The 13140-nt window shown below is 70.7% G+C and carries 14 protein-coding genes and 1 riboswitch; of the genes, 1 reads left to right on the top strand and 13 read right to left on the bottom strand.

Going from position 1 to position 13140, the window contains the following annotated elements:
- Nucleotides 1-130 precede the first annotated feature (130 nt).
- Both WQO_RS25335 and WQO_RS36465 read right to left on the bottom strand, forming a co-directional pair.
- The gene (locus WQO_RS25335) at nucleotides 131-508 is read right to left on the bottom strand and encodes a hypothetical protein (protein ID WP_010059988.1); all 378 of its coding nucleotides are present in this window, start codon (nucleotides 506-508) and stop codon (nucleotides 131-133) included.
- A 79-nt stretch (nucleotides 509-587) separates the two neighbouring features.
- Nucleotides 588-743: a hypothetical protein gene (locus tag WQO_RS36465; RefSeq protein WP_010059989.1), complete on the bottom strand. Its 156-nt coding sequence runs from the start codon at nucleotides 741-743 to the stop codon at nucleotides 588-590.
- Between the two features lie 116 nt (nucleotides 744-859).
- Here WQO_RS36465 and WQO_RS25330 point away from each other — a divergent pair, with 116 nt between their 5' ends.
- Nucleotides 860-1510: a TetR family transcriptional regulator gene (locus tag WQO_RS25330; RefSeq protein WP_010059990.1), complete on the top strand. Its 651-nt coding sequence runs from the start codon at nucleotides 860-862 to the stop codon at nucleotides 1508-1510.
- Nucleotides 1511-1616: 106 nt separating this feature from the next.
- On the opposite strand, the gene WQO_RS25325 is transcribed toward WQO_RS25330, so the two are convergent.
- The 11 genes from WQO_RS25325 to WQO_RS25275 all read right to left on the bottom strand — a co-directional run bounded on the left by WQO_RS25325 (nucleotide 1617) and on the right by WQO_RS25275 (nucleotide 12765).
- Nucleotides 1617-2039 (bottom strand): hypothetical protein, encoded by a 423-nt coding sequence (locus tag WQO_RS25325; protein WP_032748286.1) that lies wholly within the window; start codon nucleotides 2037-2039, stop codon nucleotides 1617-1619.
- Between the two features lie 338 nt (nucleotides 2040-2377).
- Nucleotides 2378-3259 carry a thioesterase family protein gene (locus tag WQO_RS25320; RefSeq protein WP_193407231.1) on the bottom strand — a complete coding sequence of 294 codons (882 nt, stop codon included), beginning with the start codon at nucleotides 3257-3259 and terminating at the stop codon, nucleotides 2378-2380.
- 76 nt (nucleotides 3260-3335) lie between these two features.
- On the bottom strand, nucleotides 3336-4007 hold the full coding sequence (locus tag WQO_RS25315; RefSeq protein WP_010059993.1) for a trimeric intracellular cation channel family protein: 672 nt from the start codon (nucleotides 4005-4007) through the stop codon (nucleotides 3336-3338).
- 29 nt (nucleotides 4008-4036) lie between these two features.
- A complete protein-coding gene (locus WQO_RS25310) occupies nucleotides 4037-5299 on the bottom strand; it encodes an ABC transporter ATP-binding protein (RefSeq protein WP_010059995.1) in 1263 nt (420 codons plus the stop codon).
- Complete coding sequence (locus WQO_RS25305) at nucleotides 5296-6288, bottom strand: ABC transporter ATP-binding protein (protein ID WP_010059997.1); 993 nt, start codon at nucleotides 6286-6288, stop codon at nucleotides 5296-5298. Before WQO_RS25305 ends, WQO_RS25310 begins: the two co-directional genes overlap by 4 nt.
- 6 nt (nucleotides 6289-6294) lie before the next feature.
- Nucleotides 6295-7257: an ABC transporter permease gene (locus WQO_RS25300; protein WP_010059998.1), complete on the bottom strand. Its 963-nt coding sequence runs from the start codon at nucleotides 7255-7257 to the stop codon at nucleotides 6295-6297.
- Between the two features lies 1 nt (nucleotide 7258).
- Nucleotides 7259-8263 (bottom strand): ABC transporter permease, encoded by a 1005-nt coding sequence (locus WQO_RS25295; RefSeq protein WP_010059999.1) that lies wholly within the window; start codon nucleotides 8261-8263, stop codon nucleotides 7259-7261.
- Between the two features lie 85 nt (nucleotides 8264-8348).
- Entirely contained in the window at nucleotides 8349-10019 is a 1671-nt protein-coding gene (locus WQO_RS25290) for an ABC transporter substrate-binding protein (RefSeq protein WP_010060000.1), read from the bottom strand.
- Nucleotides 10020-10270: 251 nt separating this feature from the next.
- Nucleotides 10271-11059, bottom strand: a complete 789-nt coding sequence (locus WQO_RS25285) for an enhanced serine sensitivity protein SseB C-terminal domain-containing protein (protein WP_030809806.1) — start codon at nucleotides 11057-11059, stop codon at nucleotides 10271-10273.
- A gap of 171 nt (nucleotides 11060-11230) precedes the next feature.
- Entirely contained in the window at nucleotides 11231-12001 is a 771-nt protein-coding gene (locus WQO_RS25280; RefSeq protein WP_010060002.1) for an enhanced serine sensitivity protein SseB, read from the bottom strand.
- 89 nt (nucleotides 12002-12090) lie between these two features.
- Nucleotides 12091-12765, bottom strand: a complete 675-nt coding sequence (locus tag WQO_RS25275) for an AAA family ATPase (RefSeq protein ID WP_010060003.1) — start codon at nucleotides 12763-12765, stop codon at nucleotides 12091-12093.
- Between the two features lie 205 nt (nucleotides 12766-12970).
- Nucleotides 12971-13068, top strand: a riboswitch (glycine riboswitch).
- The last annotated feature ends 72 nt before the right edge of the window (nucleotides 13069-13140 follow it).

Here is a 13140-nt window from a genome sequence, read left to right as displayed (position 1 = left end):
GTCACGGCCTGGTCCCCGCGCACACCTTTTTGACGTGCGGCGGACCGGTACGGAGACCGGCCGAAGGTCCCGGTCCGGAGCCCGATCCGGAACGGGGACAGCGGCTCACGGGGCCGCTTCGGGACGTGCGTCAGCCCCCGATGCTCCAGGCGACGGTGCCGTTGGCGGTGACCAGGGCGGCGAGCACGGCGAGGTCGGCGACGCCCAGGGCGAGGCCGAGGAAGGCGCGGCCCCGGCGGCGGGTGCGACGGGCCAGGGCCAGCAGCGCCATCACGATCGCCATGGGCCCGAGCAGGATGTTGAAGACCAGCAGCCCGACGAGGCCGAGAACGAACGAGGCGACGGCGAGACCGTCCGCCTCACGGCCGACGGCCCGGCGCGGAGCGGCGTCGGGGGCCGTCTCCGGCGCCGCGTCCGTGTCGACGACGTCCTTGTCGAGGGCCGTGCCCGCGCCCTTGTGGGGGGCGGCGTCCGTGCAGCGGGTGCGGTCGATGAGGGTGAAGGTCATGGTGCGAGCTCCTTCGGATCGGTACGGGAAACGGCAGGCTCGGCGGATGCGGGTGCGGCGAGTCGGTACGTACGGCAGGTCAGTGGGTGCGGCGCGAGGTGCGCTCGCGTACGGCGAAGATCAGCAGCCAGCAGCCGATCACGGCCGCGGCGGCCAGGGTCAGCGGCAGCGGGATGTGGGCGACCGCCCCGAGGAGGATTCCCAGCAGGAGCAGCGCGGCGACGAGGACGAGCACGGCGGAACCTCTCTGTGCGACGACGAAGGCCGTTCGGAGTACGAGTGTTCACTGACTCGAAAGTCTAAACCCCACACCCTTCCCCAGACTCGGAGAACGGTTGTTTACTGAATGTCATGAGTCACACTCCCGCCGGCATTCGCCAGACCCAGAAGCTCAGGACGCGCCAGACCCTCCTGGACGCCGCGCTCGCCCTCCTGGAGCACCAGAGCCTGAGCAGCCTGGGACTGCGGGAGGTCACCCGGGCCGCGGGGGTGACGCCGACGGCCTTCTACCGGCACTTCGAGGACACCGCCGCACTCGGAGTCGCCCTGGTGGAGGAGACTCTGGGCAGCCTGCACGGGCTGATCGCCGCGGTACTCGCGGAGACGGGCGACAGCGAGGAGCGGCTGGACCGCAGCGTGGCGGTGATAGCGCGTCATGTCGGCGCGCAGCCCGCCCACTTCCGGTTCATCGCCCGTGAGCAGCACGGCGGGGTCGGCCCGGTGCGCGCGGCGATCGCGGCTCAACTGCGGCGGTTCGCCGAGGAGGTGGCGTGCACGCTCGGCCAGGAGCCGGGGGCCGCGGGGTGGAGCGAGGAGGATCTGCTGATGCTCGGCGGCCTCTACGTGGACCACATGGTGATCACCACGTCGACCCTGCTGGAGGCCGGTCCCGAGGGCGAGGCGGAGGTCGTCCGGGTGGCCCGGCGGCGCCTGCGGCTGGTCACCATCGGCCGGGCGCACTGGCTGGACGAGGCGACGCAGGACGGCACCGCCCGCACCTGAGCCGAGACCCGGGCTCGACGGTCAGGCGCGAGCCCGGGCGGTGAAGCGGTCGGGCGCGAGCCCGGCCCGTGACGCGGTCGGGCGCGAGCCCGGGTCCGTGACGCGGTCAGGCGGAGGCGTCGCCCCGCGCCTCCGACCGCAGCCGAGCGGGCGCTGCCGCGATCAGCACGGCGGCGAACACGAGGGGGGCGATCACCTGGTACCCCATCCAGACCTCGCCACCGACAGCGCTGCCCTGCCAGGCCATCAGGAGCCCGACCAGGGCGGCCAGCACCCAGCACGCGTCGTAGCCGATCATGAGTTTCAGATAGGTGCGCATCGGTCGGCTGCGGAGATGCCCGAGCTCGATGACACCTCCGACCAGCAACGCGACGCCCGCCACGGCCATCAGCCAGACCGGCGCACCGAGCAGTTCGCCGAGCGGGGCGGCGCCGGCGACGAAGACCACGGCGAGCACCACCTTGAAGGCACCGTCGGCTGCGGCGCCCACCATCTCGCGGGGCACTCGCGATGTCACGGCCTGAGCCATGAGCGTCCCCCTCGGCGCCCGTCGGGTTGTTCCCCTTGGGTCATGATGCACCTTCCCGGTCAGGGGTGAGTGTTCACCCACCCCAGAGTGAGTGAACACTCACTCTCCCGTCAAACGCCTGGCGCGACCTGGCGCGAACCAGTCCCCCCGTCGGGTGATTTACCACCTTTGCCGACCCTGGATTCCGGGCCCCCGGACAGCCGAAAGCGCCCCGACATCCCGGCAGATGCTGCGTACGGGAACGTCGAGGCGCTCGGCGGGCTCGGCGGGCTCGGCGGGCTCGGCGGGCTCGGCGGGCTCGGCGGGCTCGGCGGCGGGGACCGTGCCCCGGGGTGCGGCTACGCGGTGCGCGGAGCCTTGGCGAGCTGGCGGGACTGGGCGACGAGGCGGTCGGCGCTGTCCCAGACCTCGGCGTCCTCCTCCAGGAAGCCGCCCGCGAGGTTACGGGTGGTGATCGCGACGCGCAGCGGGCCGGGCGCGGGGCGGCAGCGGATGTGGGTGGTCAGCTCGACCGTGGGGGTCCAGCCGGTCAGGCCCAGCTCGAACGAGGTCGGCGGCAGGGCGTCCACGGTGAGCAGCAGCGACAGCGGGTCCGCGTCGCGGCCGTCGGCCAGGCCGAACCAGCCGCGCATCTCACCCTTGCCGGACGGGGCGCCGATCGCCCAGCCGACGGTGGCCGGGTCGAGCTTGATGTCGAGGCGGTCGGTGATGGCGGAGCTGCCGGGGATCCTGGGCGCGCCGTCGCTCGGGCCGAGGCAGTGGTCCCGCTCGGGCATGGCGGGCGGCAGGGCCGTGGTGCGGACGTCGTCGGGGAGCGTGTCCAGGTCGCCGTAGGTGGCCAGGACCCGGATGCGCTCGATCTCGCCGCCGTCCTCCGCGTACTGGAAGAGGGAGGCCTGCCCCGTGGAGAGGGTGCGGCCGGCCCGGACGGTCTGGGTGCGGATCACCGCGGGGCCGGGCACGGAGGCGGTGAGGTAGTGCGCCGAGACGGAGAACGGGTCGGGATGGGGCAGGGCTTCGCCCAGGGCCCGGCCGAGCATGGCCAGCAGATAGCCGCCGTTGACGGCGTGGATGATCGTCCAGCCCGCGGAGAGCTCGGCGTCGTAGACGCCCTCCTCGCGCAGGGTGACCGCGGTGTCGCGGTCGAACTCGCTGTCGCCGATGGTCGCCGGTGCGGTCCGCGCCGCTCCGGTCACTGCCTCAGTCGCTGCCTGTGCCATGGCATGCACGGTACATCCACCGCATTACTGAGCGGTAGCTTTTTCGTTGCCGAATCATGGCGGGCGGCTCGCGGGGCTAGGTGGCCGCCGAGCCCTCCTCGGCCCGCGCGGAGGACCGGTTGTAGGCGCGGGGCGCCCGCCAGTGGAAGCGCAGCGCCAGCAGCCGCAGGACGAACGCGGCGATCACCGCCATCCCGCTGGTCAGCGCGTTCAGGGTGTCGAAGCGGATGCAGAGGACCACCATGGTCGCACCGACGATCGCGGGCACCGCGTACAGGTCGCGGTCCCAGCGCAGCAGCGAGGGGACCTCGTTGGCGAGGACGTCGCGCAGCACACCGCCGCCGACCGCCGTGGCCAGGCCGAGCGCGGCGGACGCGGTGAGCCCGAGCCCGTACTCGTACGCCTTGACCGTGCCGGTCACACAGAACAGGCCGAGCCCCGCCGCGTCGAAGACGTTGACGCCGACCTGGATGCGCTCCACGTGCGGGTGGAGGAAGAAGACCAGGCCGGCGGCGAACAGCGGGGTGATGAAGTAGCCGAGGTCGGTGAAGGCGGCGGGCGGGATCGCGCCGATCATGACGTCACGGAACAGCCCTCCGCCCAGCGCTGTCACCTCCGCGAGAACCGCGATGCCGAAGACATCGAAGTTCTTGCGGACGGCGAGCAGGGCGCCCGAGATCGCGAAGACGAAGATCCCGACGAGGTCGAGCGCATGCTGGACGGAGGGCGTGAACAGTTCGGTGAGCACCGGGCAATTGTGCCGGTCCCGGACGCTCCTCAGGCCTTGGGGCTGCCCTCCGCCCTCTCCGTGGCGTCGGCCGTCTCTTCCGGGGCGTCGACCGTCTCCTTCTCGGCGTCCTCGGCGTCCGCCGCCTTCTCCTTGGCGTCCGCGTCGGCCTGGGCCGGTACGGTCACGGGCTCCTTCTCAGGAGCGTCGGCCGCCGGGACCTCGGTCTCGGTCTCGCCCTCCGAGACCTCCACGGCCTCGGCTGCCACCGTCTCCGTACCGACGACCGCCTCGATGCCGGTCGCCAGGGTCTGCTTCACCGTGCCGGCCTCGATCTCGGCCGTGAAGTGGCAGGCCACCTTGTGCCCGTCGCCGGTGTCCAGCAGCGGCGGGCGCTCCGTGGCGCACTTGGTCTCCTGCACCCACGGGCAGCGGGTGTGGAAGCGGCAGCCGGCCGGCGGGTTCGCCGGGGAGGGCAGGTCGCCGTGGAGCAGGATGCGCTCGCGCCGGTCCTCGACCTCGGGGTCGGGCACCGGGACGGCCGACATCAGCGCCTTGGTGTACGGGTGCCGGGGCCCCCCGTACAGCGCGTCGCTCGGGGCCTCCTCGACGAGCCCGCCGAGGTACATCACCCCGATGACGTCCGAGATGTGCCGGACGACCGCGAGGTCGTGGGCGATCACCAGGTAGGTCAGGCCGAGGGACTCCTGGAGCTCCTCCAGCAGGTTGATGACCTGCGCCTGGACCGAGACGTCGAGCGCGGAGACCGGCTCGTCGCAGATGATCACGTCCGGCTCCAAAACCAGCGCGCGGGCGATGCCGATGCGCTGGCGCTGGCCGCCGGAGAACTCGTGCGGGTAGCGGGAGAGCGCGTTGGACGGCAGACCGACCTTGGCCAGGATGTCCTTGATCTTCTCCCGGCGCTCCGCCTGGTCCTTGCCGATGCCGTGGGCGGCCATGCCCTCGGACAGGATCGACTCGATGTTCTGCCGGGGGTTGAGGCTGCCCAGCGGGTCCTGGAAGACCATCTGGAGGCGGCGGCGGAAGGCCCGCATCTCCTCGCCCGGCAGCTTCGCCAGGTCGGTGCCGTCGAAGACGACCCCGCCGTCGGTGATGTCGTTCAGCCGCAGGACCGCCCGGCCGAGCGTCGTCTTGCCGCAGCCCGACTCGCCGACCAGGCCGTACGTCTGACCGGCCTCGATGGACAGCGAGACGCCGTCGACCGCGTAGACGTGGCCCACCGTACGGTCGAAGAAGAGGCCCTTCTTGACCGGGAAGTGGACTTTGACGTCGTCCAGTTCGAGCAGGCTCATGCCGGGACCTCCGCTGTGGGCAGGACCGGGTTGACGCAGCGCACCTGGTGTCCGGCCGTGCGTGGTTCGGTCAGTTCGGGGGTGCCGGTGAGGCACTCCATCGTGTAGTGGTCGCACCGGGGTGCGAACGCGCAGCCGTCGGCCCAGGCGATCTTGTCGTTGATGGAACCGCGGATCGGGTTGAGCGGCTCGCCGCGCGGTGCGTCCAGACGCGGGATGGAGCCGAGCAGCCCGTGCGCGTACGGGTGGGTGGGATGGGCGAACAGCTCGCGGCGGCCCGCCGACTCCACCGCCCGTCCGGCGTACAGCACGTTGACCTCGTCGCAGAGACCGGCGACGACGCCGAGGTCGTGCGTGATCATCAGGAGGGCGGTGCCCTCCTGATCGACCAGCTCCTTCAGGAGCTCCAGGATCTGCGCCTGGATGGTCACATCGAGTGCCGTCGTCGGCTCGTCGGCGATGAGCAGGCGGGGCGCGCAGGCGACCGCCATGGCGATCAGCGCCCGCTGGCGCATACCGCCGGAGAGCTGGTGCGGGTACTCCTTGAGCCGCCGGGTCGGGTCGGGGATGCCGACCCGGTCGAGCAGCGAGGCCGCTTCCTTACGGGCCTTCTCGCCCTTGAGGCCGCGGTGGCGCTCAAGGATCTCGGTGACCTGGATGCCGATCGGGACGACCGGGTTCAGCGAGGACAGCGGGTCCTGGAAGATCATCGCGAGCTGGCTGCCGCGCATGTCGCGGAGCTTGCGCTCGCTCATGGTCAGCAGGTTCTGGCCGTCGAACTCGGCGCGGCCGCCGATCCGCACGCCCTTGCGGGGCAGCAGCCCCATCAGGGCGAGCGAGGTGACGGACTTGCCGCAGCCCGACTCGCCGACCAGGCCCACGACCTGGCCCTGGTCGACGGCGAAGGAGACGCCGTCCACGGCCGTGGCGTCCTTGCGGCCGCGGGCGGTGAAGGTGACGCTGAGTTCCTCAACGGAGAGCAGTGACATGGGACTTCAGCCTCGCAACTTCGGGTCGAGGGCTTCGCGCATGGCCTCGCCGAGCAGGGTGAAGCCGAGGGCGGTGATGATGATCCCGATGGCCGGGTAGGCGGCCATCATCGGCTCGTTGTCGAAGAAGCGCTGCGCCTGGGAGAGCATCACGCCCCACTCGGGAACGGCCGGGTCGGGGTTGCCGAGCCCCAGGTAGGACAGGGCCGCGGCCTCGATGATCGCGGTGGCCAGGCTCAGGGTGGCCTGGACGATCACGGGGCTCAGCGAGTTCGGCAGGATCTGCGTGAGCACGATCCGCTTGCGCCGGATGCCGACCGCCTTCGCGGCGAGCACGTAGTCGGCGCCGCCCTGCACCAGCATCGAACCGCGCAGCAGGCGGGCGAAGATGGGGATCTGGACGACACCCACGGCGATCATCACGGTGGTCAGCGACTGGCCGAGCACGGCGGCGATGGAGACCGCGAGCAGCAGCGAGGGCAGCGACAGCATGATGTCGGTGAAGCGCATGATCACGGTGTCGACGCGCTGTCCGGCCTTGCCGCCGAGGGTGGCGGCGGCTCCGGAGAGCACCCCGACGAGCGCGCCCACGATCAGGCCGATGAGCATGGAGACCACACCGACGAGCAGCGTCTGCCGGGCGCCGACGAGCCAGCGGGAGAACATGTCGCGGCCCAGGTGGTCCAGGCCGAACCAGTTCTCGCCGCGCATGCCGACGAACTTCCCCTGGTTGGGAAAGACTTCGCTGCGCCAGTTCTGCGCGGTCGCTCCGTGCGGGGCCAGCATCGGCCCGACGACGGCGACCAGGATGAACGCGGCGATGATCGCCGCGCCGATGATCGCCATCTTGCTGGAGCGCATACGCCGGAACGCCTCGCGCCACAGGCTGCTGCCGCTGACGCTCTCGGTGCTCTGGGTCAGCTCGGCAAGACGGTCGATCTTGTCTGCTTTGTTGGTCAGGATCGTCACGTCAGTGCACCCGCACTCTCGGGTCGATGATGCTGTACGCGAGGTCGACCAGCAGGTTGATCAGCACGTACACCATCGCGATGAAGAGAATGAACCCGACGAGGACCGGGTAGTCGCGGCCGTCGATCGCGGTACGGATGAAGGAGCCGATGCCGCCGAAGTCGAAGACGGACTCGGTGAGGACCGCACCGGAGAGCAGGCTGCCGGTCAGCAGGCCGACCGCGGTGATGACGGGGAGCAGCGCGTTGCGCAGCACGTGCCGGCCGCGCACGGTGCCCTTGTCGAGGCCCTTGGACTCGGCGGTACGGATGTAGTCCTCGCCGAGCACCTCCAGGACGCTGGCCCGGGTCATCCGGACGATCACCGCGAGCGGGATGGAGGCGAGGGCGACGGCGGGCAGGATCAAGTGCATGATCGCGTCCCAGCTGGCGTCGAACTCGCCGGTCAACAACCCGTCCAGCAACGCGAATCCGGTGACGTCGGTGGCGTTGATGCCGGTCGTGAGGCGTCCCTGGCTCGGGAACCAGCCCAGCTCCACGGAGAAGATCCCGCGCAGCAGCATGGCCAGGAAGAAGACCGGGATGCAGATGCCGAGCAGCGATCCGGAGACCGAGGCGACGTCCAGCCAGCCGCCGCGGTGCTTGGCCGCCAGGTAGCCCATCGGGATGCCCACGACCACGGCGATCAGGATCGCGGCGACGCTGAGCTCCACGGTGGCCGGGAAGCGCAGGGCGAACTCGTCCCACACCGGCTGGCCGGTCTGGGTGGAGGTTCCGAGGTCGAGCTCGAAGATGCGCTTGAGGAAGCGCCAGTACTGGACGTGCACCGGCTCGTCGAGCCCGAGTGCACGGTTGATTCTCGCCACTTCGGCTTCGGTGGCCCGCTCGCCCAGGATCGCTGAGGCGGGTCCGCCGGGCAGTCGGTTCAGCCAGAGGAACAGCAGGACCGACAGGCCGAGCAGGGTGGGAATGAGCTGGAGAAGTCTTCTTACGACGAGTCGCAGCACCCCGCATGCCCCTTTCTCACGTGCGTCGAAGCGGGTCCGCCCGGCCACCTGGTTGCTGTGGCCGGGCGGACCCGCTGGTGTGCGATTACTTGAAGGAGACCTCGGCGAAGTTCTCCTGCGTCAGCGGGGAGACCTTCGGCGGGTTGACGTTCTTCGCGAACGCGATGGCCGGGGGCGACGAGGAGATCGGCACGCCCGGGACGTACTCGGCGATGGCCTCGTTGGCCTTCTTGTAGGCCTCGGTGCGGCCGGCCGGGTCCGTGATCTTCGAAGCGGCGTTCACGGCGTCGAAGACCTTCTGGTCCTTGAAGCCCCACTGCTTGTCCGGTCCGGCGAACCAGGTGCCGATGAAGTTGTAGCCGTCGTTGAAGTCACCGGTCCAGCCGAGCATGTGCAGGGCGCAGGAGCCGGCCTCGGTGGCGTCCAGGTAGTCCGGGGCCCACTTCATGGCCTTCGGCTTGATGGTGATGCCGGCCTTCTCCAGGTCGGCCTTCATCAGCTCGAACATGTCCTGCGGGGCAGGCATGTACGGGCGGGTGACCTCGGTCGGGTAGCAGAAGTCGATGGAGAGCTTCTCCTCGCCGGCCTGCTTGAGGAGGTCCTTCGCCTTGGCGGTGTCGAACGGGTAGGTCTTCACCTTGTCCGAGAAACCGGCGACCGTGTCGGGCATGAACTGGGTCGCGACCTTGCCGCCCTCGGGCAGCTGGGTGTTGACGAGGTTCTCGCGGTCGATGGCGTGGGTGATCGCCTGACGGACCTCGGGCTTCTTCAGCGCGGGGTTCGCCGACTGGCTCATGCCGAGGTAGAAGATGTTGAAGACGTCACGGGTCGGGACCTCGTAACCCTCCTTCTCCAGCGTCGTCACGTCGGCCGGCGCGACCAGGTCGTAGCCGTCGATGTCACCCGCCTGGAGCGCCTGGCGGCGGGTCTCCTCGGTGGAGATGGTGCGGAAGACCAGGTTCTTCACCTTGGCCTTGGCGCCCCAGTAGTCGTCGAAGCGCTCCAGGGAGACTTCCTTGTTCCCCTTGTTCCACTTGACGATCTTGTACGGGCCGGTACCGGCGACCGTGCCGGCCTCCTGGCTGTACTTGGGGTACGTGATCGCGTCGCCCTTGGCGGTCGCGTCCTGCTTCTCGTACTCCTTGATGGCCTTCGGCGAGTGGATCGCGAGCGCCTGGAGGGAGAATCCGCCCGGCAGGTTCGCCGAGGGCTCGTTCACCTCGATGACGGCCGTGTTCTCGTCCTTGGCGGTGCAGGACTTGTAGTTGGGCTTGGGCGCCTCGGCGTCCTCGTTCTTCGCGAACCCGCCCATGATGGTCTGCCAGTAGTAGGAGACCGCGCTGGACTGGTACGTGCCCTTCCAGTTGAACCAGTGGTCGTAGTTCGCGCAGACCGCGGCGGCGTTGAACGCCTCGCCGTCGTGGAACTTGACGTTCTGGCGGAGGTTGAACGTCCAGACCTTGCCGGCCTCGTCGCTCGACCACTTCTCGGCGAGACCGCCGACGAGCTTGCTGCCGCCGGGCTCGTGCTCCAGAAGCGCCTCGAAGGCCTGACGAGTGACGCGGAACGTCTCGCCGTCGCTCGCGAGGGCAGGGTCGAGGGAACCGGGGTCACCGGCTCCGGCGAAGACGAAGGTGTCCTTGTCGCCCCCCTTGGCGTCACCCCCGTCCCGATCGCTGGAACAGCCCGTGGCGATCAGACCGACAGCGACCGCTGTCGTGATCGCCCGGACAGCCCGGGACTTGAATATGCGCATGGGTCCACCCCTGGTTCGCCATGTGGTGAGGTTGATGGCCGCACACTACAGACGGTGCCTGCCGCAAGAGAACAGTCCGGATAGCGGTGAGACCTAGTCGAGACCCGGACAGTTAACAAACCGTCCAGTTCCGGGACATCCTCCCGGGGGAAGTTAACAAGCCGGACATCGAGGGGTGTTCGACGGAGGGTGACGGAGGGCGGAGCCCTTCCCCGCGACGGGGGTTCGTCGGACCCTCGGGGCTCTTCGCCTCAGCGCGGCAGCGGCGGGTAGCCGTAGCCCGGGGCGGCGGCCGGAGGCGGGCCGGCCGGGGCGTGGGCCTCGCGGTCGTAGAACGGGCGGGTGTTGGCGCGCAGCCACATGCCGACCGGGTCGTACTCGTCGGAGAGCGCGACGGTGGAGACGGGCAGCCCGTCGGGGACCGCGCCGACCGACTGCCGCATCATCTCGCGCACCGATTCGACGGCGGCGCGGCCGGTATCGTAGAGGTCGAGGCCGATCGCGAGATACGGGACGCCGACCGCGGGGTGCACCCAGGCGCGGCGCAGGGAGCGGATCGCGGGGGTGCGGTGGGCGTTCTGGGTGAGCAGGGCGTAGAACTGCGGGAGTTCGATGGCGGGTTCGCTCAGCCGGAGGGGGCCGGCGGGCAGCCGGTCCAGGCCGGTCGCGATACGGCGCAGATCGAGCCAGGGGATGCCGACGCCGCCCCCGGGGGCGTGCGGGTTGAGCCAGATGCCCCAGCGGTCGGGGAACAGGGCGCGGGCGATCTCGCGTCCGGTGACCAGCTCGTGGGCTCGGTTCCAGCCACTGGCGGAGAGCTCCTGGGCGGAGGTGACGCAGGGGGCGTACCCGAGGCCGTCGATCTCCATGTTCCCGTACTGGGCGTCCGGCGAGCCGGCCGTGCCGTGCCAGAGCAGCATCCAGATCCGGCCCTCGGCGACAGCGGAGAGCAGCTCCTCGTAGGCGTCGTAACGCCCGGGGGTCACCTGGCGGAGCAGCTGCTCCACCTTTCCGGCCGCCGCGGTGCCTGACGCACTCACCCTGGGTTCCGCCCCTCGTCGATCCGTCGCAGATCCGTCGCATTCACGCCATCGCTCCCGGGCACACGGGAGCGACCACGCCATCAAACCAGCTTATGCGCCATTTCAGGGACCGACTTGACGCCACGGTCCCGCGGCGCCCGGTCACCAGGGCCTGCGCATCGGTGGCCCTCAGTGGCCCTCGCGGCGGTAGAACGGGCGGACCTTCTCCCGCATCCAGTCGCCCACGAGGTCCTGGGCCACGTCGAGCAGGACCAGGTTCACCGGCCACGGCACCTGGACCCGGCCGAGGGCGCGGCCGATGGCGTCCATGGGGGCGCTCTGCCCCGCTCCGTCCCAGGTGGCGAACTCGACGCCGACGAAGAGGACCGGGTCGCCGCCCTCGATGCTGGCCAGCGTCCGGCGGGCGGTGCTCACGACCCCGGTGGCCTCGAACTCCTCGGCCACGGCGGTGAGGAAATCGACCGGGTCGTGCTGCCAGTCCGGCTCGAACAGCCGGACCCGGCCGCCGGTGGCGGGCCCGTCCAGGGCGGTGCGGCCCGCCCGGCAGAGCTCGGCGACGGCGGGCGGCGGCAGCGGTATGCCGACGGCGCCGCCCGGGTTCACGGCGATCCCGACCTGCGGGGGCAGGCCCCGGGCGAAGTCGCGGGCGGGCGCGACGGTGAAGGACATGTGGCTGCCGACGCAGCTGAGGAACTGGGCCTCCGAGCTGAAGACGGGGACGAAGGCCGCGCCGTCGATCTCCATCATCGGCAGGTCGAGGTCCGCGCTCGCGGGGGTGCCGCCGTTCGGCAGGGGCACCCAGACGGAACTGCGGCCGAGCACCTCGACGAGGCGGCCGCCCGCGTCCGGGACGCCGAGCGAGGCCGTCAGCACCTCTTCGAGCTCGTTGGCGGGCCACCCCTGCTGGGGGTGGGCCGGTGCGGGTGCCGGAATGTCCACTGGCTCTGTGCCCTCTCTCAACCGCCCGGGCCGCACCGCGGCGGCCCTCTGCTCCGGCCAGCACCCTAACCGCAGCGGGCGGTGGAAGCTCAGGCGTCCGTGAAGGAGATCCGGCCGAGCGCCCCCGCGGCCTCCCGGTCGAGCAGCACCGCGGAGGTGCAGCCGGCGGGCAGCAGACCCTCTTCGGTGTCGCGGAGCAGCCGGGCCACCGCGTGCCGGTGGCGGGCGAAGGCGTAGCCGGAGACCCCGCGGCCGCGCTCGCGCTGGCCCTGCCGGGCCACCTCGGGCGTCACGTCGAGCAGGATCAGATGGAAGGTGCGGCCCCGGGCCACCGCGTGCCGGGCGAGCCAGCGGCGTACCCAGGTCTGGGTGCCGCAGTCGTGCACGACGACGGATTCGCCGGAGCGCAGGGCTTTCCGCAGGCCGAGGTAGTGCGCGGCGCGGACGAGGGGCCGGTAGAGGGCGTAGGGCAGTAAGCCGGGCACGGCGGCGGCCCAGCTGTCACGGGTGTTCTGGGAGTCGATGGCCCGCCCCTGCACGGCCCGCCGGATGAGGGTGGACTTGCCGCTGCCGGGGAGCCCGGAGACCACGACGATGTCACCGGCGGTGAGATCGAGGCTGTACGGGCCGTTGCCGGTGCGCCCGCGCAGGTCTCGTACCACCGGCGCACGGGTTTCCAGCAGCTCCCGCACGGGAGCGCTGCGCCGAGCGGGCACCGCGCCGTGCGCGACCCCCGCGGCCGGTACCGACCGCTGCAACGTCATCGCCCATCCCCCTGCTGTCGGGTCTCGCCCATCTGCTTCTGAAGTGTAAAGAAAAGGCAATGCGGCACAACCGACATCGGAACCGCCGTCCGGATCATGCCCCGATCGCGGGGCTTCACGTCCCCGGGGAACGGAGTGGAGACCGGACCCCCCACTCCCGGCCGATGCATGCGATGATGACCCCGCCAACTGCATACCGGCCGTTCGAATCCGCGCGGGAGAGTTCCGGCCACAGTGTGAGCCGGGCGCCGAAGGAGCAAGATCCTCCCTTGAATCTCTCAGGCCCCGTACCGCGTGGATGAGGCAGATCTGAAAAGCGAGTCGCCCCGCGACTCCACCCAAGGTGCAAGCCGAGCCCCCTGAACCGGGGCGCCC

Origin of the sequence: Streptomyces globisporus C-1027 (genome assembly GCF_000261345.2) — a bacterium.
GTDB classification, from domain to species: Bacteria; Actinomycetota; Actinomycetes; order Streptomycetales; family Streptomycetaceae; genus Streptomyces; species Streptomyces pakalii.
The sequence above is the reverse complement of the archived record's forward strand: the minus strand, read 5'-3'. Positions and strand labels throughout refer to the sequence as shown.